General features: G+C 58.8%; 21 protein-coding genes. 3 read left to right on the top strand and 18 right to left on the bottom strand.

The genetic code is table 11. From position 1 onward, the window contains the following. Positions 1–195 precede the first annotated feature (195 nt). The 5 genes from map to dxr form a co-directional block, all read right to left on the bottom strand. Positions 196–1,065 carry a type I methionyl aminopeptidase gene (map, locus tag MHY13_RS09485; protein ID WP_005325202.1) on the bottom strand — a complete coding sequence of 290 codons (870 nt, stop codon included), beginning with the start codon at positions 1,063–1,065 and terminating at the stop codon, positions 196–198. 66 nt (positions 1,066–1,131) lie between these two features. Beyond that, the gene (locus MHY13_RS09480; RefSeq protein WP_239234672.1) at positions 1,132–2,985 is read right to left on the bottom strand and encodes a penicillin-binding transpeptidase domain-containing protein; all 1,854 of its coding nucleotides are present in this window, start codon (positions 2,983–2,985) and stop codon (positions 1,132–1,134) included. Between the two features lie 81 nt (positions 2,986–3,066). Continuing rightward, positions 3,067–4,230 (bottom strand): flavodoxin-dependent (E)-4-hydroxy-3-methylbut-2-enyl-diphosphate synthase, encoded by a 1,164-nt coding sequence (gene ispG, locus MHY13_RS09475; RefSeq protein ID WP_179386645.1) that lies wholly within the window; start codon positions 4,228–4,230, stop codon positions 3,067–3,069. A gap of 108 nt (positions 4,231–4,338) precedes the next feature. Continuing rightward, positions 4,339–5,547, bottom strand: coding sequence for an RIP metalloprotease (locus MHY13_RS09470; RefSeq protein ID WP_239194899.1), 1,209 nt, complete (start codon positions 5,545–5,547; stop codon positions 4,339–4,341). A 14-nt stretch (positions 5,548–5,561) separates the two neighbouring features. Then, positions 5,562–6,722 (bottom strand): 1-deoxy-D-xylulose-5-phosphate reductoisomerase, encoded by a 1,161-nt coding sequence (gene dxr / locus MHY13_RS09465; RefSeq protein WP_239194853.1) that lies wholly within the window; start codon positions 6,720–6,722, stop codon positions 5,562–5,564. Positions 6,723–6,854: 132 nt separating this feature from the next. Between dxr and MHY13_RS09460 the strand changes: the two genes are divergently transcribed. Next, complete coding sequence (locus MHY13_RS09460) at positions 6,855–7,361, top strand: DUF2631 domain-containing protein (RefSeq protein WP_239194850.1); 507 nt, start codon at positions 6,855–6,857, stop codon at positions 7,359–7,361. A gap of 186 nt (positions 7,362–7,547) precedes the next feature. Here MHY13_RS09460 and MHY13_RS09455 read toward each other — a convergent pair whose 3' ends face one another. Genes MHY13_RS09455 through rlmN form a run of 3 tightly spaced genes read right to left on the bottom strand, consistent with a single transcriptional unit; the run spans position 7,548 to position 11,119 of the window. After that, positions 7,548–9,140 carry a hypothetical protein gene (locus tag MHY13_RS09455; protein WP_239282958.1) on the bottom strand — a complete coding sequence of 531 codons (1,593 nt, stop codon included), beginning with the start codon at positions 9,138–9,140 and terminating at the stop codon, positions 7,548–7,550. Positions 9,141–9,145: 5 nt separating this feature from the next. After that, positions 9,146–9,976, bottom strand: coding sequence for an ABC transporter ATP-binding protein (locus tag MHY13_RS09450; RefSeq protein WP_239193084.1), 831 nt, complete (start codon positions 9,974–9,976; stop codon positions 9,146–9,148). Positions 9,977–9,994: 18 nt separating this feature from the next. Next, positions 9,995–11,119 (bottom strand): 23S rRNA (adenine(2503)-C(2))-methyltransferase RlmN, encoded by a 1,125-nt coding sequence (rlmN, locus tag MHY13_RS09445; RefSeq protein ID WP_239228370.1) that lies wholly within the window; start codon positions 11,117–11,119, stop codon positions 9,995–9,997. Positions 11,120–11,201: 82 nt separating this feature from the next. Here rlmN and MHY13_RS09440 point away from each other — a divergent pair, with 82 nt between their 5' ends. Further along, entirely contained in the window at positions 11,202–11,609 is a 408-nt protein-coding gene (locus MHY13_RS09440) for a lipopolysaccharide assembly LapA domain-containing protein (protein ID WP_239193088.1), read from the top strand. 83 nt (positions 11,610–11,692) lie between these two features. On the opposite strand, the gene MHY13_RS09435 is transcribed toward MHY13_RS09440, so the two are convergent. From MHY13_RS09435 to rpsB, 5 genes are all read right to left on the bottom strand, one after another. Beyond that, positions 11,693–12,595: a phosphatidate cytidylyltransferase gene (locus MHY13_RS09435; RefSeq protein ID WP_239193090.1), complete on the bottom strand. Its 903-nt coding sequence runs from the start codon at positions 12,593–12,595 to the stop codon at positions 11,693–11,695. A gap of 124 nt (positions 12,596–12,719) precedes the next feature. Continuing rightward, positions 12,720–13,277 carry a ribosome recycling factor gene (gene frr / locus MHY13_RS09430; RefSeq protein ID WP_005325221.1) on the bottom strand — a complete coding sequence of 186 codons (558 nt, stop codon included), beginning with the start codon at positions 13,275–13,277 and terminating at the stop codon, positions 12,720–12,722. Between the two features lie 71 nt (positions 13,278–13,348). Next, positions 13,349–14,035 carry a UMP kinase gene (gene pyrH, locus MHY13_RS09425; protein WP_023027755.1) on the bottom strand — a complete coding sequence of 229 codons (687 nt, stop codon included), beginning with the start codon at positions 14,033–14,035 and terminating at the stop codon, positions 13,349–13,351. A gap of 263 nt (positions 14,036–14,298) precedes the next feature. Further along, positions 14,299–15,111: a translation elongation factor Ts gene (tsf, locus tag MHY13_RS09420; RefSeq protein WP_005325225.1), complete on the bottom strand. Its 813-nt coding sequence runs from the start codon at positions 15,109–15,111 to the stop codon at positions 14,299–14,301. A 298-nt stretch (positions 15,112–15,409) separates the two neighbouring features. After that, positions 15,410–16,243: a 30S ribosomal protein S2 gene (gene rpsB / locus MHY13_RS09415; RefSeq protein ID WP_005325233.1), complete on the bottom strand. Its 834-nt coding sequence runs from the start codon at positions 16,241–16,243 to the stop codon at positions 15,410–15,412. 378 nt (positions 16,244–16,621) lie between these two features. Here rpsB and MHY13_RS09410 point away from each other — a divergent pair, with 378 nt between their 5' ends. Then, a complete protein-coding gene (locus MHY13_RS09410) occupies positions 16,622–17,143 on the top strand; it encodes a M23 family metallopeptidase (protein WP_239282957.1) in 522 nt (173 codons plus the stop codon). On the opposite strand, the gene MHY13_RS09405 is transcribed toward MHY13_RS09410, so the two are convergent. From MHY13_RS09405 to MHY13_RS09385, 5 genes are all read right to left on the bottom strand, one after another. Then, positions 17,140–18,057: a tyrosine recombinase XerC gene (locus MHY13_RS09405; RefSeq protein ID WP_239234688.1), complete on the bottom strand. Its 918-nt coding sequence runs from the start codon at positions 18,055–18,057 to the stop codon at positions 17,140–17,142. The genes MHY13_RS09410 and MHY13_RS09405 overlap by 4 nt on opposite strands. Positions 18,058–18,092: 35 nt before the next feature. Next, positions 18,093–19,274, bottom strand: coding sequence for a DNA-processing protein DprA (gene dprA / locus MHY13_RS09400; protein ID WP_239193096.1), 1,182 nt, complete (start codon positions 19,272–19,274; stop codon positions 18,093–18,095). After that, positions 19,271–20,833 (bottom strand): YifB family Mg chelatase-like AAA ATPase, encoded by a 1,563-nt coding sequence (locus MHY13_RS09395; RefSeq protein ID WP_239282956.1) that lies wholly within the window; start codon positions 20,831–20,833, stop codon positions 19,271–19,273. Before MHY13_RS09395 ends, dprA begins: the two co-directional genes overlap by 4 nt. Then, the gene (locus tag MHY13_RS09390) at positions 20,820–21,218 is read right to left on the bottom strand and encodes a YraN family protein (protein ID WP_239282955.1); all 399 of its coding nucleotides are present in this window, start codon (positions 21,216–21,218) and stop codon (positions 20,820–20,822) included. The genes MHY13_RS09395 and MHY13_RS09390 overlap by 14 nt, the downstream gene beginning before the upstream one ends. 170 nt (positions 21,219–21,388) lie before the next feature. Beyond that, positions 21,389–21,694: a DUF2469 domain-containing protein gene (locus MHY13_RS09385; protein WP_005325239.1), complete on the bottom strand. Its 306-nt coding sequence runs from the start codon at positions 21,692–21,694 to the stop codon at positions 21,389–21,391. Between the last annotated feature and the right edge of the window lie 36 nt (positions 21,695–21,730).

The raw sequence follows: 21,730 nt of genomic DNA, 5'->3' as shown, positions 1-21,730 counted from the left end.
TTCCGATGGATTGAACACGAAACGCGCGGATATAAGCACCAAGACCTTATATCCGCCCGATTTACCCAACCTGAGCAGCAAGATCACTGTAACTCAGACACACTTTTTGCTACTTAACCCCAAGTATGCAAAAGCCGCCTCCACTCCCCTTCTCTGGAAATGGAGGCGGCATTCAGATTGTTCTGAGACTAAGTACTAGTCCTCATCTGGAATGGTAAGAATTTCATTGCCGTCTTCGGTAATGACGAGGGTGTGCTCAAACTGAGCGGTGAACTTGCCGTCGGTGTTTTGGACGGTCCAGTCATCATCCCAGATTTCATAGTCCAAAGAGCCGAGGTTAATCATCGGCTCAACAGTCAGGGTCATGCCAGGCTCAAGGATGTCGCGGTACACGGTCGAGTCATGGTGTAGGACCACAAGACCGTTGTGGAAAGTTGGGCCGACGCCGTGGCCGGTGAAATCGCGCACGACGTTGTAGCCGAAGCGCTTGGCATAAGACTCAATAACGCGGCCAATGACGTTAATCTCACGGCCAGGCTTTGCAGCCTTGATGCCCCGCATAGTGGCTTCCTTGGTGCGCTCTACCAGCAGGCGGTGTTCCTCGGAGACATTACCGGCAAGGAAGGTGGCGTTATTGTCACCGTGGACGCCGTTCTTATAAGCGGTGATATCGATATTGACGATGTCGCCATCCTCAATCACGGTGGTATCCGGGATGCCGTGGCAGACAATCTCGTTAAGGGAAACACAGCTGGACTTAGGGAAGCCGCGGTAGCCCAGCGTGGACGGGTAAGCGCCGTGGTCGCACATGTACTCGTGCGCCACCCGGTCCACATAATCAGTGGTTACGCCCGGCTGCACGGCCTTGCCGGCCTCCTTGAGGGCGTTGGCTGCAATCTTGCAGGCCTCACGCATCTTCTCGATGACCTCTGGGGACTGCACATAGGGCTCGCCTACGGCCTCCTGTACTTCGTCCTTCCATACGTACTCCGGGCGCTCAATGCTCTCCGGGACGGTGAGGATCGGAGTGGGCTTGCCTGGCTTTAGCTTTCCTCGATTACTCATGGTTTTCCATGGTAGTCCTCCACGCCCATAATGCAGCAGCCGGGGTCACGAGGGCAGGCGGGGTTTCTACCCTTCGGCCGGCGGAGCCGCACCCTCGTGCGGTCCGGACCGGTAGTCATCGACCTTCTGCAAGAAATTGCTAGTGATATTGACCGAGACATCGGAGCCGCCGCCCAAGACCACGAGGGTGGCAAAGGCAATATCGTCTTCTTCGCGGTAGCCGGTAAACCAGGCGTGCGAACCTTCATTAATCTCGGCCTCACCGGTCTTGCCGTAAATCGTGCCACCCGCTGCCATGCTGCGGGCAGTACCGTTGGTGACTACTTGGCGCATCATGCCGCGGACGTTATCTAGCACAGGCTTCGAAATCTGCTGCGGCTTATCGGAGGCTTTGGTTTCGTGGCCTTCGATAAGCGTGGGCGTAGGCGTCTTGCCATTAGCAACCGTTGCGGAGACAAGAGCCATGCCGAAAGGGCTAGCCAAGTCGTAACCCTGTCCATAGCCAGCTTCAGTGCGCTCGAGTGGTTCTTTGCCCTCCGGAATGGAACCGGTAATGGTAGTAAGACCTGGGATATCGTATTCCACGCCGAAGCCAAACTTCTTTCCCATGTCTTTCAACTCACCAGGCTTGAGCTTGGTGGAAATATCCGCGAAGGTAGTGTTGCACGATTGTGCGAAGGCTTGGCTGAGCGGAACGCTACCTAGGGCGAAGGCATTGTAGTTGGTCACCACGCGGCCAAAGATATCCATGGTGCCAGGGCACGGAACGATGGTATCGGTATTAAGCCCCTGCTTTTCTACGCCGGCCGCGGCGGTGAGAATCTTGAACACCGAGCCCGGAGGGTACTGACCTTGGAGGGCTACGTCGCCGTCTTCATCGGCCTTCTCGGTTTGGGCGACGGCTAGGATATCGCCATTGGAGGGCCGGATGGCTACGAGCATGGCCTGGGAATCGGCACGCTCATTGACCGCCTCCTGCGCGGCCCGCTGCACGTCGTAGTCTAGGCCTACCTTGATCGATGGCGCCGCATCAGGGTCGTGCTTTTCCACATCAGAGAGCGCCGCACCATTTTCATTGACCACGGAAATGGACCAGCCGGTTTGGCCATCGACTTCATCTTGGACCGCGGAACGCACGCGCGACATCAGATCGGGTGCCAGGCCACGGTCGCGGGTGACCAGAGCCGGTTCTTCATTGAGTCGCACGCCGTCTATGCCTTCGACCTTGGGGCGCACGGCCTTGGCTTGGTCCTCCGTAAACATGGTGACGGAAAAGGAGCCGTCTGCATCCTCCAATTTTTTGGCCAGGTCCTTGGCATCCATCTCCGCAATGGAGTCATCCTGGCTATGGGCGGCAGCCAGTGCGCCGCTGATCTTGGAAGCGGTGGGCCGCACATCATCCAGCGAGCTGGTATCTACCACCAGCCGGTAATTCAGCCCCGGGCTCATCAATTCCACCCCGTTGGAAGAAACCACGCTGGCGCGCTCTGCCTCCAGCGCGCGCAATTCCAGGTGCTGATTTGCTCCCAGGTCGGGGTGGATAAGGCTCGGCTTCCACCGCACCGTCCACTCATCCTCAGTCTTGGTCAACGTCATCTGCGTGTCATAGCTCAAGGTACGATCCTTGGGCAGATCCCAGGTGACCTTGTAGTTCGCCGTGGCGAGGTTCTCATCCTGGTCCACGCCTTCAAGCTCCATGTCGAGCCCCTCGGCCTGCAGGCCGGAGTAGGTGGCATCGAGAGCGGAGGTGGCGTCCGAGGGGGCGTCGGTAAGCGCGGCTAAACCGTCATTATTCCGGGACTCCATCCCCTGGAGGAATTCTTCCGCGACCGGCTCGGCTGAAACCGGCTTCGGAGTACAGGAAACCACGCTGGTGGAGGCGAGCGTGATAGTTGCAACCAGCGCGACCAACTTCTTCATGTCTTGGCACTCTAGCAGCGCAAGCGCCAAAAAAGACTGCCCCACACCGAAGTGCGGGGCAGTCTGCTCAAAGTGGGTAAATTACTGGGTTACGCGAACCTCAGCCTTGGCGCCTTCCACGGCTTCCATACCCTGCTCATCGGCAATGCGCATGGCCTCTTCAATGAGGGTTTCCACGATCTTGTCTTCCGGCACGGTGCGAACGACCTCGCCCTTAACAAAGATCTGCCCCTTGCCATTGCCGGAAGCAACGCCGAGATCAGCATCGCGGGCCTCGCCTGGGCCGTTGACAACACAACCCATCACGGCAACGCGCAGCGGGAACTCCATGCCGTCCAAGCCGGCGGTAACTTCCTCCGCCAGCTTGTAGACGTCCACCTGGGCGCGGCCGCAGGACGGGCAGGAGACGATCTCCAGCTTGCGCGGGCGCAGGTTGAGCGACTGCAGAATCTGGTCGCCCACCTTGATTTCCTCTACCGGCGGAGCGGACAGGGACACGCGAATGGTATCGCCAATGCCCTCTGCCAGCAGTGCGCCGAAGGCAACCGAAGACTTGATGGTGCCCATGAACTTCGGACCAGCCTCGGTCACGCCAAGGTGCAGCGGGTAATCAGTCTTTTCCGCCAGCTGGCGGTATGCCTCCACCATCAAAACCGGATCGGAGTGCTTAACGGAAATAGCGATATCGCCATAACCGTGCTCCTCAAAGAGGCCAGCCTCCCAAATAGCGGACTCGACGAGTGCCTCCGGGGTGGCCTTGCCGTACTTTTCCAGCAGGCGCTTATCCAAGGAGCCACCATTCACGCCGATGCGGATGGGAATGCCGGCATCGCCTGCTGCCTTAGCAACTTCCTTCACGCGGCCGTCAAACTCGCGGATATTGCCTGGGTTCACGCGGATGGCGGCGCAACCAGCGTCGATGGCCTGGAAGATGTACTTAGGCTGGAAGTGGATATCCGCAATCACCGGGATCGGAGACTTCTTGGCAATGGCCGGAAGTGCCTCCGCGTCGATGGGCTTAGGGCAAGCCACGCGCACGATATCGCAGCCGGAAGCGGTCAGCTGCGCGATCTGCTGCAGTGTGCCGTTAATGTCGTGCGTCTTGGTATTGGTCATTGACTGCACCGAGATGGGCGAGTCAGAGCCGACGCCGACCGGGCCCACCTGCAGCTGACGAGTCTTGCGGCGCGGGTGCAGGACTGGTGGTGGGCCGTCTGGGATTCCTAGACCGATGGGGGTCGACATGAATTCTCCTTGCTGAAGCACAGTAAATACATACGGTGGGTGATTAACGCCCCCACTCTAGCACTGCTTGCTTTATGCCTGAAGTGCACGCAGCGGGGGCTGCGGCGGCTAGCCAAATAGCCGAATGGGGTTAACCACATCGGCGACAATAACGATAGCCCCAACGCCCATTAGCAGCGCGGCCATCACATAGGTCACCGGCATCAACTTGGTGTAATCGGCCGGGCCCAGAGCTGGCTTGCCCGCCATTTTGCGGATGCCATCGCGCAGCATTTCATAGATGATGACGGCGATATGTCCGCCGTCAAAAGGTGGCAACGGAATCAGGTTAAAGAGCGCGAGGAAGAAGTTCAGCGTGGCCAGCATCATAAAGAACATCGACCACAGGGAGCGCTCCGCCAATTCGCCGCCCACGCGGGAAGCGCCGACGACGGACATCGGGCCATCGGCCTCGCGTTCGTGGCCGAAGATGGAGGCCACCACACCCGGAATTTTGCCCGGGAATTGCTTCAGCCCGTCGATCGTTGCGCTCAGCGAGTAGGTGCTAAAGCGCCAGGTTGCCGGCAGGGCGTCGACGGCGCCGTGCTTTTCGACGACATCAATTAGCTGATTGCTCAGCCCGATCGAGCCAGCATCCACTAGCTCGCCGTCTTGGTTCAACCGCTTGACCGTATCGAGGTGAACCGGGAAGTCCTTTTCTTCCCCACCGCGCTCCACCGTCAGCGTAATGGTCTCACCGGGGCGCTGCATTACCTCATCGCGCAGCTGGGTAAAAGAATCCAGCTTCTGGCCATCGAGGGCCACGACGATATCGCCCTCCTGCACGCCGGCCTTTCCAGCGGGGCCTTCACCCGTACACTTTTCCAATTCTTGGTTCGGCTTCTGGTTGGCCGAGCAGGTCACCTCCCCCACGCGCGGGCGCACGTCAGCATCCGGGTTGGGTAGACCGGCCGTCATCGCCACAAAGTAAAGGATGACAAAGCCCAAAATCAGGTTGACACCGATGCCGCCGGCCATCACGATTATGCGCTGCCACCACGGCTTTTTATACATCGCATGGGGCTCTTCTTCCTCGGTGAGGAATTCGTCCTGGGCCGTCATGCCAGCGATATCGCAAAACCCGCCTACCGGGAAGGCCGCAAGCCCATATTCCGTGTGGCCCTTCCGGAAGGAAAATAAGCGCGGCCCAAAGCCAATAAAATAACGGCGCACGCGCATGCCAAAGGCACGCGCGGTGAGCATATGGCCTGCTTCGTGCAACGCTACGGTGAGCCCGATGCCAAGGGCGAAAAACACAATGCCCAGCAAGTTTGCCATGGTGTGAAAGCTTTCTAGTCAGCCAGCGAATCAATCAGCGCATTCGCGCGCCTGCGCGCCTCGCCTTCTACCGCGAGGATTTCATCGAGGCTAGAGACTACACCAGTAAACTCGGATGCGGAATCAAGGATCGTGCCCACGACGTCCACGATCTCCGGGAAATGGATGCGCCCGGACAAGAACGCGGCCGCTGCTTCCTCATTGGCGGCGTTGTAGATGACCCCTGTTCCCTCGGCCGCGGCCCGGCGGGCGAGGTTGACGGCGGGAAAGGCGGCATCGTCAAGCGGCTCAAAACGCCAATCGTGTGCCTGCGCAAAATCCAAGGACGGCTGGGCTCCTGGGACGCGGTGCGGCCAATTCAACGCCAACGAAATAGGCAGCTTCATTGATGGCGGTGAGACCTGGGCGATGGTGCAGCCATCCTTGAAGGTGGCCATGGAGTGAATGATGGACTGCGGGTGCACGGTGACGTCGATGCGCTCAGGTGCGATGTCAAAGAGCAGGGTGGCTTCAATCAGCTCTAGGCCCTTGTTAATGAGGGTGGCGGAGTTGAGGGTATTCATCTGCCCCATCGACCACGTAGGGTGCTGCGCTGCCTGCTCAGGGGTCACGTCCCACATTTCTTCGCGCGACCAACCGCGGAAGGGGCCGCCTGAGGCGGTAAGGACGAGCTTATCCAGCTCCCCTTCCTCGCCGGCACGCAGGCACTGCGCCATGGCGGAATGTTCCGAGTCCACAGGGATAATCTGGCCAGGGCGCGCCTTTTGCGTAACCAGCGTGCCGCCCGCGACGAGGGATTCCTTATTGGCTAAGGCTAAATACTCGCCCATCTCCAGGGTGGCCACGGTGGCCTTGAGCCCCAAAGAACCCACCAAGGCATTGAGTACCGTATCGGCCGGGGCCGAGCGCACTAGGTGCTCTGCAGCGTCGGCGCCACTCAAAACCGAACCGCCTAGAGCGGCCGACACCTCGGCCGCGGCCTCCTCGTTGGCCACGGCAACGTGGTCAAACGAAAGGTTGAGGCTACGGGCTTGTTCGATGATGAGCTGCGGGTTGGAGCCACCCGCAGCGATTCCCACGACGTCGAATTTATCGGGATTATCCGCAATGACTTCCAGAGCCTGCGTGCCGATTGAACCGGTGGAACCAAGAATGAGTATTCGCTGAGTAGTCACGCCTCCACCCTAGCGCCCACCACCATTGCGCGGGCGCGGCAGGTACGCCGCACTGCGACGGGGGTGTTTAATCGCCATCTCAGGTGCGATGTTTTAGAATGTGTAGCAGACAAATGGCATTGGTGTGCCCGCATGCCCATCGCACAGACGGACACACGCAGAAGCGAAGGAGAGCAAGTGTCTTCCCACAAGCCGGTACCGCAGGTATTTGACGGTGTATCTACTGAGGACGTTCCATCCGCAGGATTCGGTTGGTCCCGCATCAGCCGCTCTGGCGTACAGATCGCCGGTTGGATCTCTGTCCTGTTCCTGCTTGCCTACAACTTTGGTAACCACAAGGGCCACGTTGAGACCATCTGGCTCATTGCCTTGGCTATCTTGCTCGCTGTTGGCCTGCTCATCCACGCTTTCCAGCCTAAGTTGCACCAGGTGCGCACCGTGACCGCCCGCAACCAGCCGGTGGGCCACCAGGAGCCGGACTGGGTCTACGACCAGAAGACCAACACCGGCGCATACGCTGAGCTGACCGATTCCCAGCTGCGCGCGCTCAACATTGAGCCTTCCCGCGTTTCTCACCTGCGCGTTGAGCCAGGCACCAACAACGCCACCCCGGTTACCTCCGGCAAGCACACGCTCTAAGCTTTAGTACGCTTTAGCTACCGCCGCCCTTCCGCGCGAAGGCCGGCGGTTTCTTTTATGCCTCCGCTTGGCGCTTGACGACGCCCCGTACTTGCCGACTCATTCTGTCGTTTAGGCCCCGCTCCCAGCCCCACGGACCCACCCCCGGAGAGCCGCGATGGAGCCACAGTCGCGGGGACCAGAGGGTTAAGACACCCAGTGCCCCACCTTGGCGTAAATCTCAGGCAGGGAGTTGTCCACGCGTTTGCCGCTTACCCGGAGGGCAACGATATAACACGCAACTGGAACCGCAATGACGAGGATGAAACCCAGCGCAACCAGTACCATATTCGAGCCGTAGCCGATGGCCATTGGAATGACGCCAGGGATAATCGGCGTCCAGCCAATAAACAAATTCAAAATGGCGCTTAAGAAGGCACTGGCCGAGTAGCCGGATTTATCTGCCCACATACTGCCACCGGGCCGCGCGGTGGCAAAGGGATTAAAGGTGGATAGCAGCAATGACAATCCTGCAGAAGAAATGAAAATTCCCAGTGCGACCACCATCAAGCACCCGGTGAGCGCTTTGTCGGCGCTCACCGCGAAAAGCACCGCCGCCGAGAGGACGAAGGTTATGGCTGTGGGCGCCAAGTGCGCCCAGTGCCGCGCGTAGAGAAACGTGCGCGGACGAACTGGGGCCGCCATCTTTACCCACAGGCTTGGACCGTCGTAACCGAAGTCATTGGTGGCTACAATTCCGCCGAAGAGTCCCAGAAATAGCACTCCTATAGACGGCATGACGGAATCAGTGGTAAAGCCCTGAATTATAAAAACGATTGCCAAAATTGGCTGCATGATGATGGTGCCGATAAGGCGGGAGTCGCGGAAGATGTAGCGCAGCGAGCGGGTAAATTCCATGGCAGCTGGACCGCGATAGGAAAAGGAGCCCAAGGAAAAGCGGCTTATCCCTTTGGGCTTTTCGCGGCGTTGGTGCTTCGGAGACAAGAGTGTGCGGCGCTCGAATTGCAAGCGCAACAACCGGTGCCACGCCCAGATGGCTGCGCCCAGCGACGCCGCGGCGATGAGAAACTGCAATAAGGCTACTACTGGTTCGCCTTGGGCGAGCGCGAGCGCCCAGCCCACCGGTGCACCTACGGGCGTCCACGCCAGACCCTCTCCCACAGTTCCCAATGGGAAATCAGAGCCAGCAAGGGATGCAAGCCGATTCGAACCAAAGATGAGCAAGAACACCGCCAGCACACCCAAAACTTTGAGGGTGGTCGAGCTTAGCTCCGCGACAGTAGCCCCGGCGTAGACCGCGAGGTCCACTAGAACCAGCGTCAGAACTAAGGCAAAGAGCATGCCCAGGCAGAAGGGCAGGATAAACAATGCCTTACCATTGGCCGCCAAGATCACACTTCCCGCCACCGCATAGGCGATGGAGAGAAGGACAGATACAGGTGCTCGCAGATTAAGTACTGAGGCAATAGCTAGTGCCGGTGTGATGTCTTTTAACCGCACCGGCAACGCGGAGAGCTCACGGGCAGAAAGCTGATTCTCCCCGCTGGGCATGATGAGGGTGATAACGATAAAGGCAAGCGTGCCTACAGCAGGGGCCACGGTAAGGGCTTGCACGTTCCCAGTTCCAATGGAGATATCTGCCGCAGCAAGAGCTCCTAGCGACGCAAGGCCGATGAGTCCGTAGAGCAGTAGACAGATAGGGATCATGATCGCCGCGGCATTCGCCTTGAGATTGCGCGCCCACAGTGTGCGGTGCAGCTTGAGGAGCGTCGAAGTCATTGAGCTTACGCCTCCCCTTCCCCGCGCTGCGGCTCGCCGCCTTCACGGCGCAGCCAATCGAAAGAGCCCGCATCAAAGTCACGCCCACCGGCAAAGTGAATGAAGGCATCCGTCAGGCTACCCCCTTGGCGCACCTCCTCCACATGGCCAGCAGATAGCACCTGTCCTCCCGCGATAATGGCCACATGATCACACAAGCCCTCCACCAATTGCATGACGTGTGAAGACAGGATTACGGTGCCACCGCGGGCGGCATAGGCGCGCAAGAGCTCCTGAATGAGCTGGCCAGAGACCGGGTCCACCGCTTCCAAAGGCTCGTCGAGGATCACGACTTCCGGATTATGCAAAAGCGCACCTGCCAAAAGGATCTTCTTAGTCATGCCTGCGGAATAGTCCGCGATGGGTTTATCGGCGGCGTCGGCAAGCTGCAAGGCATCCAGCAGCTGTGCACTGCGGTGCTCCACCTCGGCTTGGTTCATGCTGCGCAATGCGCCTAGATAATACAGGTACTCTGGGCCTGACAAGCGGTCAAAGACGGGAGCACCATCAATGAGCAGGCCCATGGCCGCCTTGGCCGCAATCGGTTCCTGCCACGTATTGTGCCCGGCGATGAACGCCTCACCGCTATCGGGGCGCAGCAGGCCACACGCCATGGTCAGCATGGTGGTCTTGCCAGCGCCGTTCGGGCCAACGATGCCATAAATAGAGCCCCGCGGGATGTCGAGGCTCAAATTCGACACCGCGGGGCGTCCAGCGAAAGATTTATTCAGACCGCGCACGGCAAAGGCCTGCGCGGTGGGGTCATCTGCAAGCGGCGGATAATTCGGAATAATCATATCCGCCAATGTTATCAGTTAGGCGGACTTATCTTCCCGTTCATCCGCTGCGAGCTGACCACACGCTGCCGCAATCTCATCGCCCTTGGTATCGCGCACCGTGCAAGGAACGCCCTGGGCCTGCACGCGGCGCACGAACTCGTCCTGGCGGTCTTGTGGGGCTGCATCCCACTCCGAGCCCGGCGTGGGGTTCAGCGGAATGACATTGACGTGAACCTTGGAGCCCAGCTTCTGATGCAGCTTGCGGCCCAGCATATCCGCGCGGAAATCCTGGTCATTCTTATCGCGAATCAGGGCATACTCAATGGACACGCGGCGAGCAGACTTATCCGCGTAATAGCGCGCAGCATCGAGCACCTCATCGACGGACCAACGATTATTGACCGGCACGAGGCCATCGCGCAGCTCATCATCCGGAGTGTGCAAGGAAACGGCGAGCGTGCAGGCCAAATCCTCGTCCGCCAGCTTACGGATTGCCGGAGCCAAGCCCACGGTAGACACGGTCACGTTGCGCTGGGAAAGACCAAAGCCGGCACCTTCCTGGCCGGTAATCTGACGCACGGCCTGCACCACGCGCTTGTAGTTGGCCAGTGGCTCACCCATGCCCATAAAGACCACGTTGGACAGGCGGCCGCCTTCTGCTGCCATTGCGGCTGCAGCATGGCGGAACTGCTCAACGATCTCGCCCGTAGACAAGTTGCGGTCCAGACCGCCCTGGCCGGTAGCACAGAACGGGCAGGCCATACCGCAGCCGGCCTGGGAAGAAATACACAACGTGGCGCGTCCTGGGTAGCGCATCAGAACCGACTCCAGCAGCGTGCCATCATGCAAACGCCACAGAGACTTAGTGGTCTCGCCGTCATCCGTGGAAGTAGTCCGGATAGGCTGCATGAGCTCAGGGAAGAAAGCTTCCTTGACTGCTTCGCGCTTGCCGGCGGGGATATCGGTCATATCCTCCACATTGTCGGTATAGTGCTCGTAATAGTGCTTAGCCAGCTGCTTTGCACGGAATTTAGGCAGGCCAATTTCTGCGAGCTTATCAATGCGCTCGCTTTCGGTCAGGTCCGCGAAGTGCTTAGGGGGAAGTCCGCGGCGCGGGGCGGAGAAGTTAAGTTTCACTGGTTGAGCCATAATGTTGCCCATCTTTCCACGGTCTGCGTGGGTTTTTCCAATTGAAAGCCGTGCCAAGTGGCATAATCGACAGGTTTAAAGAAATAATGGATGCATGACAAATCCGAATTACCCCGCAGATGACTTTTCTTCTTCCGACGCAGACCTCTCCTCGACGGAGATAAACACTTCTGCACGGGAAACCGGTCCTAGCCTAGAGCCGACGGTCTCTGACTCTACTTCTCACTCCACCCAGCCTTCCGGCAAAGCCAAGGGATCTTTCGCAGCCAGCACGTGGATCGCGCTCATCGTAGGTTTCCTGCTGCTGATTGTTCTCATTGTTTTCATCATGCAAAACCAGCACGAGGTTCCCATGAACTTCCTGGGCTGGTCCGGTGAGTTCCCTGCCGGAATTGCTTTCCTCATCTTCGCCATTGGCGGAGCGCTCATCATGGCGCTAGTCGGTGGCTGGCGCATGTTTGAGTTGCGCCGCCAACTTCGCAAGCAGGCTAAGCAGGTATAAGTCTCAAAAAGCCGCCTCTCCCCCTGTCCTGCATTCTTAGGACGGACTATTGGGGAGAGGCGGCTTTCGCGTACCCGCTGCTCCTATGGTGTAAACGTTGCCAGGAAGCTAATGGCCACCCAGGTAACCATGGCGGAAGGCAGCATGCCATCCAGACGGTCCATCAGTCCGCCATGACCTGGCAGCAAGGCCGACATATCCTTGATTCCGAGCTCACGCTTGAACTGTGATTCCACCAAGTCGCCCAAGGTGGCGCAAATGACAAGGCCAAGCCCCATCAGGCCACCCACCCAGGCATCGTGATGGAGCAGGAACTTCACGCTAAGCGCTCCGGTGACCACGCCAAAGAGGATGGACCCGGCAAAGCCCTCCCACGATTTCTTGGGGCTTACTGCAGGGGCCATTGGGTGCGAGCCAAACATCACGCCAGCGATATAGCCACCAGTATCGGAGGCTACCACGCACAACATGAAGACCACGATGGAAGCGGCACCACTGGCAAACGGAGTCGATACCAGCGATAGCATGGCTGCGAAAGTGGCAAAAAGCGGAATCCACGTCAGGACAAAAATGCCGACGGACATATCGCGCAGGTAGTTAATTGGCGGGCGATGGCGACCGTTATGGAAAAGCCGGCCGAACATAAGCGCCAGCACAGCGGTGACATAGACCGCCACAAGCCCGGGCGCGCCCAGTGGCCACGAGACCCACACCATGGCTTGGCCCAAAATAATGAGCAATGTGCGCGGAATATAGTAGGAATGCTCCCGCAGGCGGCTGAGCACCTCCCACATAGCAACGCCAGCTGCAAGGGCGACGACCGCGTACCACGCGAGCGGGCCGGCCCATACGGCGAGCACGACAAGTGCGCCAAGGCCTACGCCAACGCCGATAGCGGCCGGCAAATCGCGGCCTGCACCATTCTTCGGCTGTGGCAATCGGCGGTTAATGGCGTCACTCACCGTGACCGGCTCCTTTCGCTGCATCTTTTCGCGCCCCTGTTGACTTCTTCGGCGCCTTCGCCCCTACCCCGAACTTCGAAGCTGGAGACCGCGGAACAGAAAAAGCGCCGCCGGCCGGGGACAGGCACGGCGGCAATGACGGGAGGTCTTAGACCTCCATCAGCTCGTTTTCCTTATTTTCTACCAGCTTGTCCACCTGCTCGATGTAGCCGGAAGTAATCTTTTCCATTTCCTTTTCCGCAGCGATGACCTCGTCCTCGCCGGCGTCGCCGTCCTTCTGCAGCTTCTTCAACTGCTCCATGGCCTTGCGGCGGATATTACGGATAGCAATCTTGCCGTCCTCGCCCTTGCTCTTGGCCAGCTTCACCATTTCCTTACGGCGCTCCTCCGTCAGCTGCGGAACGGTCACGCGCAAAACCTGACCATCGTTGGTGGGATTCACGCCCAAATCCGAGTTACGGATGGAGTTTTCAATCTCATGAATCATGGACTGCTCATAAGGCTTGATGAGCAGCATGCGCGGCTCCGGCACGGAAATGGTAGCCATCTGGGTAATCGGGGTAGGTACACCGTAGTATTCGGCTACCAAGCCGTTGAACATGGTGGGGTTCGCGCGGCCGGTACGAATGGTCACCAGCTGCTCGCGGGTGTGCTCGACGGAAGCGGTCATGTGCTCTTCTGCTTCGAGCTGAATCTCATCGATCATGAGGTTAAATCATCCTTAAACGAATAGGGGTGGCTGTATAAAAAGGTAGCAGGTTCGCGGCCCTTACAGTATTAGGACTGCACCAGCGTGCCGATAACTTCGCCGCCTGCGGCGCGGGCGATATTGCCCTCCTCCAGCAGGTTAAAGACCAAAATCGGCATATCATTGTCCATGCACAGGCTAAAGGCCGTGGCATCTGCAACCTTGAGGCCCTTTTCAATGACCTCACGCGGAGTGATTTCAGAGTACAGTTCTGCATCCGGGTTGGTGCGTGGGTCATCGGAGTAGACTCCGTCGACTGCCTTGGCCAAGAAAAGAACCTCGGCGCCAATTTCCAGGGCGCGCTGCGCGGCAGTGGTATCCGTGGAGAAGTACGGCATGCCCATGCCGGCGCCAAAGATAACCACGCGGCCCTTTTCCAGGTGGCGGTCAGCGCGCAGCGGCAGGTACGGCTCGGCAATCTGCGCCATGTTGATGGAGGTCTGCACGCGGCAGTCGACGCCCTGCTGCTTGAGGAAGTCCTGCAATGCAAGGGAATTCATTACCGTGCCCAGCATGCCCATGTAGTCCGAGCGAGCACGATCCATGCCGCGCTGGGAAAGCTCCGCGCCACGGAAGAAGTTTCCGCCGCCGATAACCACTGCAATCTCGATTCCTTGGCGGGAAACCTCGGCGATTTGGCGGGCTACGTTTTCAACCACGTCTGGGTCGATACCGACCTTGCCGCCGCCGAACATCTCACCGCCCAGCTTCAGCATTACTCGCTTGTATCCGGTTCGCTTAATATCTGCAGCAGTCACGCCTACTTCGTCTCCTTAACGCGGGGCAGTTTCAATCTCCGCCCTATCTTACCCATATATCCTTCGCATCCTCACACCGCCTGCCGGTGCAGGTCACTAGGCAATTGCTACGTGCCGGGCCCACCTAGGGACAGTCAAGCCGCACTAATCGTCACGGTGAGCGCACAACAAAGCCCACGAAGGATAGTCCTTCGTGGGCTAGTTGTTAAAGCGCGGTGGGCTTAAGCGCCAACCTCGTAGCGAACGAAGCCGGTGATGGTGGTGCCAGCTTCTTCAGCAACCTGCTTTACGGTCTTCTTGTTATCAGACAGGGAAGCCTGCTCCAGCAGAACGATGGACTTGAAGAAGCCGTTCAGGCGGCCTTCCACGATCTTCGGCAGGGCTGCCTCTGGCTTGCCCTCCTCACGAGTGGTGGCCTCAGCGATCTCGCGCTCCTTCTCAACGATCTCTGCAGGAACGTCCTCGCGGGTGAGGTACTCAGCGTTCATTGCAGCAATCTGCAGTGCTGCGGCGTGAGCGCCTTCCTCGCTGCCCTCGTAGGAAACCAGAACGCCCACTGCCGGCGGCAGGTCAGCGGAACGCTGGTGCAGGTAGACGGCAACGTTGTCGCCCTCTACGGTAACTGCACGGCGTGCCTGCAGCTTCTCACCGGTCTTTGCGGACTCCTCGTCCACGACCTCGGAGACCTTCTTGCCGTCGATCTCAATGTTGTTGAGCTCGTCAGCGGAGTTTGCCTTGGCCTCAGCAGCAGCGTCAGCAATCTTGGCTGCGAAGGTCTTGAAAGCCTCGTTCTTAGCAACGAAGTCGGTCTCACAGTTGATCTCGACCATGGTGTTGCCGGAAACGGCGATGAGGCCCTCGGTAGCCTCACGGTCAGCGCGCTTGGAGACGTTCTTAGCGCCCTTGATGCGCAGGTACTCAACGGCCTTGTCGTAGTCGCCGTTGGACTCTTCCAAAGCCTTCTTGCAATCGAGCATGCCGGAGCCGGTAGCTTCGCGCAGTGCCTTGACGTCTGCAGCAGTGTAGTTCGCCATAGTTGGGGCGATCCTCCTTGAAAATCAAACAGTGTTCGTTCAAACAGCGTAGTCGACGCGGTGAAATCGCGCCGCTTTAGGGTGGCAGAACCACCCCTTTCCCACCTATGCATGAAAGTGGAGCTGGTTTCAGCAGCCCCCAGCATAGATAAAACCAACCCCCGCCGCCGTTAAAGCACGGTGGCGGGGGTTGGTAAACAGCCTTGGGTAGGAATTACTCCCTTGCTGCCCCACACCAAAAGTGCGTGGGGTATTCAGTTAAACGCAGGTGAGGAAAATTCCTAGCGAGAAGTTAAGACTACTTCTCGGCCTTGTCTGCGGATGCTTCCTCAGACTTTTCCGCAGAAGCCGGGTCGGAAGCTGCGGCAGCTGCCTCAGCGTCACGCTTTTCCTTCTCAGCGGAGTCGCCGGCAGCTTCCTTAGCTGCAGCCAGCTGACGCTCCTCACGAGCCTTCTTGCCTTCCTCAACAGCGGAGGCAACGATGCCGGAGAGCAGCTTGGTGGAGCGGATGGCGTCGTCGTTGCCCGGGATCGGGAAGTCAACGTCGTCCGGGTCGCAGTTGGTGTCCAGGATGGCAACAACTGGGATGTTCAGCTTGTGAGCTTCCTTGACCGCGATGTGCTCCTTGTTGGTGTCAACAATCCACAGTGCGGACGGGGTCTTGGCCATATCGGAGATGCCACCCAGAACGCGCTCGAGCTTGGCGCGCTCACGGTTGAGCATGAGAACTTCCTTCTTGGTGCGGCCCTTGTAGCCGTCCTCACGCTCGTCCATTGCCTGAAGCTCCTTCATGCGCTTCAGACGCTTGGAAACGGTCTGGAAGTTGGTGAGCATGCCGCCCAACCAGCGGTGGTTGACGTAAGGCATACCGACGCGGGTTGCTTCCTCAGCAACTGCTTCCTGAGCCTGCTTCTTGGTACCAACGAACAGGATGGTGCCACCGTGTGCAACGGTTTCCTTGACGAACTCGTAAGCCTCGTCAATGTAGGTCAGCGTCTGCTGCAGGTCGATGATGTAGATGCCGTTACGGTCGGTGAAGATGAAACGACGCATCTTCGGATTCCAGCGACGGGTCTGGTGGCCAAAGTGCACACCAGCGTCGAGGAGCTCGCGCATGGTTACAACTGCCATGATTCGCTCGCTTTCTTTTATCTTGTCTTTCGGTTTTCCAATTGTGCGGTGTTTTATTCCGCACCCTAGCAACGAAGGCCCCGCTGACACCTTGTTTCCAAGGACCACGTCAACCGTCAGGCTGTCTCTTCCTTCCAGCAGGAAGCGACAACTTCGCCGCGCGTAGTCAATGCCTCCACGAGGTGGACACACTGCTGCCACAAAGAATAATCCCCTTACGCTGGTTTTTCCAAACCGAAGTCAGCTTATCCACATCTTCGCCGCAGCCACTTTGCCTCAATCGTCACAACCAGCTCAACCACATCATGCAACCCAAGTTGTCCACAACTAAAGGAGAACTCACTTCCCAGCCGCTTGCCTCCGGCGGACACTGTGCCCATGAATCAGTTTCATTCCCCCTCCACATTTCCCGCTTGCCGACGCCCCGCCTTCCTCCCCGCCGCTTTCCTCACCCTTCTTTCGCTTCTTATTTTGTGTTGCCCACCGGCCACGGCCTATGTCGACCCTGCTTCCGGCAAACCTAGCCCGGCGCGGGTGCTGCGTGGATTCGATGCCCCAGAACAGAAGTGGAGCCCTGGCCACCGCGGCGTCGACATGGCCCTATCGGTGGGCTCACCGGTGGTAGCCGCCGAAGACGGCGAAGTCGCCTTTGTGGGCACGGTTGCTGGCAAACCAGTTGTCTCCATTGACCACGCGGATGGAGTGAGAACGACGTATCAGCCAGTGCACGGCTCCGTAAAGCAGGGCCAAGAAGTCCGCGAGGGCCAAGTGATAGGCCGTTTAGGCAATCCCGTCGATGGCTATCCCGGACTGCACTGGGGCGCACTCATTGCCAAAGATACCTACATCGATCCTTTAACCCTGCTGGATATGCCGGTAATTCGCCTCAAACCGCTTTAGGCTCGGGGATGGGCTTGGTCGTATACGCGCTGCAAGCGCTGCGCGGACACGTGGGTATAAATCTGCGTGGTATTAAGCGAGGAGTGCCCCAGTAGTTCTTGCACTACGCGCAAATCTGCCCCGCCTTCCAAAAGGTGGGTTGCGGCAGAGTGGCGCACCCCGTGCGGGGTAAGCCCCTGTGTACCAGTGACTTTGGCGGCCTTTTCTACAATGCGGCGCACCTGGCGTTGATCGATGCGCCCTCCCCTGCTGCCAACAAAAACCGCTTCATTATCGGCCGCAGCGATTTCTCCACGGCCTTTGTCAATCCACTGCTTTAAGGCGTCTTCCGCTGCGTGCCCGAAAGGCACTACACGCTGCTTATTACCCTTACCGGTGACGTGCAAGGTACCACGTTGAAAATCAATATCCCCTAGATCTAGCCGGACCAACTCCGCCACGCGCATACCGGAGGCATAGAGCAACTCCAAGATGGCGCTATCGCGAAGGAAGTGGACTTCATCTGCAGAGACCGCATTGCCCATAAGCTCGCCGGCCTGCTCAGGAGCGAGAACCGTGGGAAGGTGACGCCCCACTTTGGGCGTAACTAGGCGGGCAGCAACGTCTCGCTTCAGGTGCCCTTCGCGCACTGCCCAAGTAGAAAAACCCTTCGCTGCCGCGGTGCGCCGTGCCAGGGTGGAACGCGACTTTCCTTCCGTAACAGCTTCTGCCAACCATTGGCGCAGGCTGTTGAGGTCAAACTCCGCGAAGGTAGGCACACTGCGTGCAAGGTCGCGCAAGTCGGAGCGATACCCGCGCACCGTCGCTTCTGCGCGGCCTTTGACATGTAGTTGGAAATCCGCGAAGTCCTCAATGGCCTCAGCCATCTGCCCCTCAACTTTCGGAGCCTTCGCGGACTTACCATCTTCACTCATGCCACAGCAGTGTACTCGCCATACGCAGGTGTCATTTATTCCGTTTCCCGGCGCGCCCAGGTATTGCCATGCCGGACGACAACGCACATCTTTTCCAGTGCCAGTAGTAAGTGAACTGTCAGCGGTAAACGGAATCCCGCTTCGCGGGCAATGTCTTCTGCCGTTGCTTTCTCCTGCCCTAGCGGTGGCGTCGCGTCAAAGACGCGCAACTCATTGCGGGAGAGGCGTTGGGTCATGGTTGCCGCAAAATTGATTTCGTACTGTGCGCCTGGGTCCACTTCCCCGGCGCGACTTACTAAAGCGCGAATTTCATCGGCACTGGTAACCAACTGTGCTCGGCCTTCTTGAATGCGCTGGTGGCAGCCCAACGAACCGCTAGTAGTTATTGGTCCCGGCACCGCCATCGCAACGCGCCCAAGCGCCTCTGCCCAGTTAAGGGTGTTTAATGCACCAGATCGAAACGCGGCCTCCATAACTACTGTGCCGTGGCTCAGCGCTGCCACTAAGCGATTCCGCGTTAGGAACCGGTGGCGCTTCGGCGCGGTTTCCGGCGCGAATTCAGAGATGATGCAACCGTTGTCCGCAATCTTGGCGAATAAGTTGGCATTGCGGGCTGGGTAGTCCCTATCGATGCCACACGCTGCTATGGCTACCGTGCGCCCGTTGTTGTGCAGGGCGGTTTCGTGCGCGACGGTATCCACTCCCAGCGCGCCGCCGGATATTGGAGTCCATTCATGCTGAACCAATCCGGACACGACGTTGTGGGTGGCCTGCCAGCCATAGCGAGAAATGGCACGAGTACCGACGATAGCTACAGCTTGAGCAACCTCTGCCTGCAATGGCGCACCGCGCACCCATAGGCTATGCGGCGGCAATGCTTGGTCATCAAAAGTAGCTGGGGCCTCCCCGCTGTGCTGATAGAAGCCGAATGCAGAGTCAAACTCCTCTGTAGGCCACTCAGGGCTTTCTGCCGTAATGAGCCGAGCCCCGACCCTTTCGGCTGCCGCCATATCTTCGGCTTGCCGCAACCAGTCATAGCGAGAGGCCGTGCGCGCCAAAAGCGGGCCTATCCAGTCAGCACGGTGAAAGATTCCGTGGGCGATTTCCTCAGCTGGGTACTGCGTAAGCAAGGCCTGCAACGCCGCAGAAGGACCTTCCACCACTCGGTTGAGGTATACCCAGGTGGCATAAGGAGTAGAGAGGTCAAGTTCGCTCATGCTGCGAGCCTCCCTACATTAATTGAGCCGCGTAGATCGAGCGCGCGCCCCACTTCGTCCAGATCCGGCTGCGCCTTTCCTGCTAGATCCGCCAGGGTCCAGGAGAGCTTCAATACGCGGTCCACTCCGCGCTGGGATATTTCGCCATCTGCCAAATAAGCGGACAGCATGACCATCGCGGCTTCGGCGGCCGGTCTCTTTCGGCGCAAATAGGACGAAGGGACTTCGCCATTGGTTCGCGCAGTGATGCCATCCGCCCACCAGCGCGCGGCGGCGCGTTCACGGGCCGCGGCGACGCGCTCGGCGATAACTGCGGATTCCTCTTCTCCCTCCGCGTTAATCGTTGCCGCCTGACCCGTTAGCGTGACCACCATATCCAGACGGTCTCGTAGCGGACCGGAGAGGTTGGATAGATAGTTCATGCGCTCGTGCGGATTGCACCTGCACTTGGACGGGTCTTCGGCCGCACACCTACACGGGTTTGCCGCCATGACCAATTGGAAGCGAGCAGGATAAGTTACCTCGCGGCGCGAGCGCGCCAACCGCACGTGTCCTTCCTCCAGCGGGGCACGCAAACCATCGAGTACCGGCGCGGCTACCTCACTGGCCTCGTCGAGAAAGAGCACACCATTGTGAGCCAAGCTCACCGCACCAGGGCGCGGATGTCCGGAACCGCCACCAAGTAATGCCGCCCGAGTAACCGAGGCATGCGGGGCGATGAACGGGGCGCGCTCGATAACCTCACCTGGGGTCCCGGTCAGCGAATGAATTGCAGTGGTTTCGACCTGCTGGTCCGGGGTAAGGGTAGGCAGAATGGTGGGCAGACGCGAGGCGATCATGGATTTTCCTGACCCAGGCGGCCCAATCATCATCAGGTGGTGGCCGCCGGCGGCCGCAACCTCGGCAGCCCATTTCGCATTGGATTGACCAGCAATATCGCTAAAGTCGAGGCGCGATGCCGCCGCTGGCGTGGGGTTGAGGGAACCCGAAAAACTTCCAGCTTGCGGCAGCCCACGATTACCGCAGGCCCAGCCGAAAGCCTCCTTCAACGACGAAGCAACCAGTACGTCCATGTCCGGCACCAAAGTCGCCTCGGCGGCATTGCCAGGCGGAACAAGGAGAGTTGTGATTCCTTGTTCCCGTGCGGCCAGAAGAGCGGGGATAATACCTGCTACAGGCCGAACGGAGCCGTCGAGTCCGAGCTCACCTAGGACCAAGGTGCGCTGGAGGCGTTGGGCGGGCGAGGGAGTGCTGCCATAAGACGGAAAGTCGGCCTCCGCCTGTGCCGCGAGGATTGCCAGCGCTATGGGTAGGTCAAAGTGGGACCCGGATTTGGGAAGCGAAGCCGGGGACATGGAAACAACCACTTTGGTCTTGGGCCAGGGCAGATGGGAATTAAAGGCTGCGGTCTTGATTCGGTCCCGGGATTCGGAGATTGCGGTATCCGTCTGGCCTACAACGTGAATTCCCGGCAGTCCGTGACCGACGTTCGCTTCCACGTCAACCAACTGGGCTAAGACTCCGTTGAGGGACATGGTCAAACAATTACCTAGAGCCATCTTCGACCCCCTTGAAGTGTTCCAGCACGAATCCTTGTCCCTGCGCGACCAAGGCAATAACGTCGAATCGCACCTCAGACAGTGGCCTTCCGTCGAGCCACTGCGCCGCGGCTTTGCGCAGGCGCGCGAGCTTCTGCGGGGTTACGGCCTCAGCTACCCCGTAGTTGGAATTGGCGCGGGTCTTAACCTCAACAAAGACAATAGTTCCGTTAGGTTCCCGGGCGATGAGGTCGATCTCTCCCACTCGATAAGAGACGTTGGCAGCGATGATTTCCGCCCCGCGCTCGCGCAGATAGCGCGCTGCGAAGGCCTCTCCCCTTTTGCCTAAGACTTGGTTATGGCGAGGCTTCTTCGTGGCCAAGCGGTGTTCTGAATTAAAGTGCATTGTGGTTTCCTTGTGCGTTGGGAAATTCATTGGCCAGCACAGAACACCGCAGCTGGCAAGGCTTACACAAGGGACGCAATAGCAAAAAGGCCCTAGCTGTGGATAACCAGGCTCTGCACCTCTGTTATCCACAGCTAGGGCGCGGCGCCGCGTGCGCCGGCTTGACAAACTTATTCCGGCATCATGAATTCCGGCTTATCCAGCTCCTCGATGTTGACGTCCTTGTAGGTGATAACGCGGACGTAGCGCACAAAGCGCGCAGAGCGGTACATATCCCATACCCAAGCATCAGACATGCGCACCTCGTAGTACACATCGGGCCCAGAGGTATGCGGAATGAGCTCTACCGCATTAGCCAGATAAAAGCGCCGCTCAGTTTCAACGACATAGGAAAACTGGCTGACAACGTCCCGGTACTCGCGGTAGAGGGACAGCTCTACCTCAGCCTCGTAGTTATCGAGTTCCTCTGCACTCACGGTGGACCTCCAGGTTGTGGGTTAGCTCGCTTTAGC

Source organism: Corynebacterium sp. ACRPE (assembly GCF_022347435.1).
In the GTDB taxonomy this organism is placed as follows: domain Bacteria; phylum Actinomycetota; class Actinomycetes; order Mycobacteriales; family Mycobacteriaceae; genus Corynebacterium; species Corynebacterium tuberculostearicum_D.
The sequence above is the reverse complement of the archived record's forward strand: the minus strand, read 5'-3'. Positions and strand labels throughout refer to the sequence as shown.

Excerpts from the sequence above, each read along its gene's own strand:
- MHY13_RS09440 (WP_239193088.1), top strand. The coding sequence starts at position 11,202 with ATGACAAATCCGAATTACCCCGCAGATGACTTTTCTTCTTCCGACGCA.
- MHY13_RS09450 (WP_239193084.1), bottom strand. The coding sequence starts at position 9,976 with ATGATTATTCCGAATTATCCGCCGCTTGCAGATGACCCCACCGCGCAG.
- MHY13_RS09395 (WP_239282956.1), bottom strand. The coding sequence starts at position 20,833 with ATGGCTCTAGGTAATTGTTTGACCATGTCCCTCAACGGAGTCTTAGCC.
- MHY13_RS09480 (WP_239234672.1), bottom strand. The coding sequence starts at position 2,985 with ATGAAGAAGTTGGTCGCGCTGGTTGCAACTATCACGCTCGCCTCCACC.
- ispG (WP_179386645.1), bottom strand. The coding sequence starts at position 4,230 with ATGTCGACCCCCATCGGTCTAGGAATCCCAGACGGCCCACCACCAGTC.
- dprA (WP_239193096.1), bottom strand. The coding sequence starts at position 19,274 with ATGAGCGAACTTGACCTCTCTACTCCTTATGCCACCTGGGTATACCTC.
- MHY13_RS09410 (WP_239282957.1), top strand. The coding sequence starts at position 16,622 with ATGAATCAGTTTCATTCCCCCTCCACATTTCCCGCTTGCCGACGCCCC.
- map (WP_005325202.1), bottom strand. The coding sequence starts at position 1,065 with ATGAGTAATCGAGGAAAGCTAAAGCCAGGCAAGCCCACTCCGATCCTC.
- tsf (WP_005325225.1), bottom strand. The coding sequence starts at position 15,111 with ATGGCGAACTACACTGCTGCAGACGTCAAGGCACTGCGCGAAGCTACC.
- MHY13_RS09405 (WP_239234688.1), bottom strand. The coding sequence starts at position 18,057 with ATGAGTGAAGATGGTAAGTCCGCGAAGGCTCCGAAAGTTGAGGGGCAG.
- pyrH (WP_023027755.1), bottom strand. The coding sequence starts at position 14,035 with ATGCTGAAGCTGGGCGGTGAGATGTTCGGCGGCGGCAAGGTCGGTATC.
- rlmN (WP_239228370.1), bottom strand. The coding sequence starts at position 11,119 with ATGGGCAACATTATGGCTCAACCAGTGAAACTTAACTTCTCCGCCCCG.
- MHY13_RS09470 (WP_239194899.1), bottom strand. The coding sequence starts at position 5,547 with ATGGCAAACTTGCTGGGCATTGTGTTTTTCGCCCTTGGCATCGGGCTC.
- rpsB (WP_005325233.1), bottom strand. The coding sequence starts at position 16,243 with ATGGCAGTTGTAACCATGCGCGAGCTCCTCGACGCTGGTGTGCACTTT.
- MHY13_RS09460 (WP_239194850.1), top strand. The coding sequence starts at position 6,855 with ATGCCCATCGCACAGACGGACACACGCAGAAGCGAAGGAGAGCAAGTG.
- frr (WP_005325221.1), bottom strand. The coding sequence starts at position 13,277 with ATGATCGATGAGATTCAGCTCGAAGCAGAAGAGCACATGACCGCTTCC.
- MHY13_RS09435 (WP_239193090.1), bottom strand. The coding sequence starts at position 12,595 with ATGCAGCGAAAGGAGCCGGTCACGGTGAGTGACGCCATTAACCGCCGA.
- MHY13_RS09455 (WP_239282958.1), bottom strand. The coding sequence starts at position 9,140 with ATGACTTCGACGCTCCTCAAGCTGCACCGCACACTGTGGGCGCGCAAT.
- MHY13_RS09390 (WP_239282955.1), bottom strand. The coding sequence starts at position 21,218 with ATGCACTTTAATTCAGAACACCGCTTGGCCACGAAGAAGCCTCGCCAT.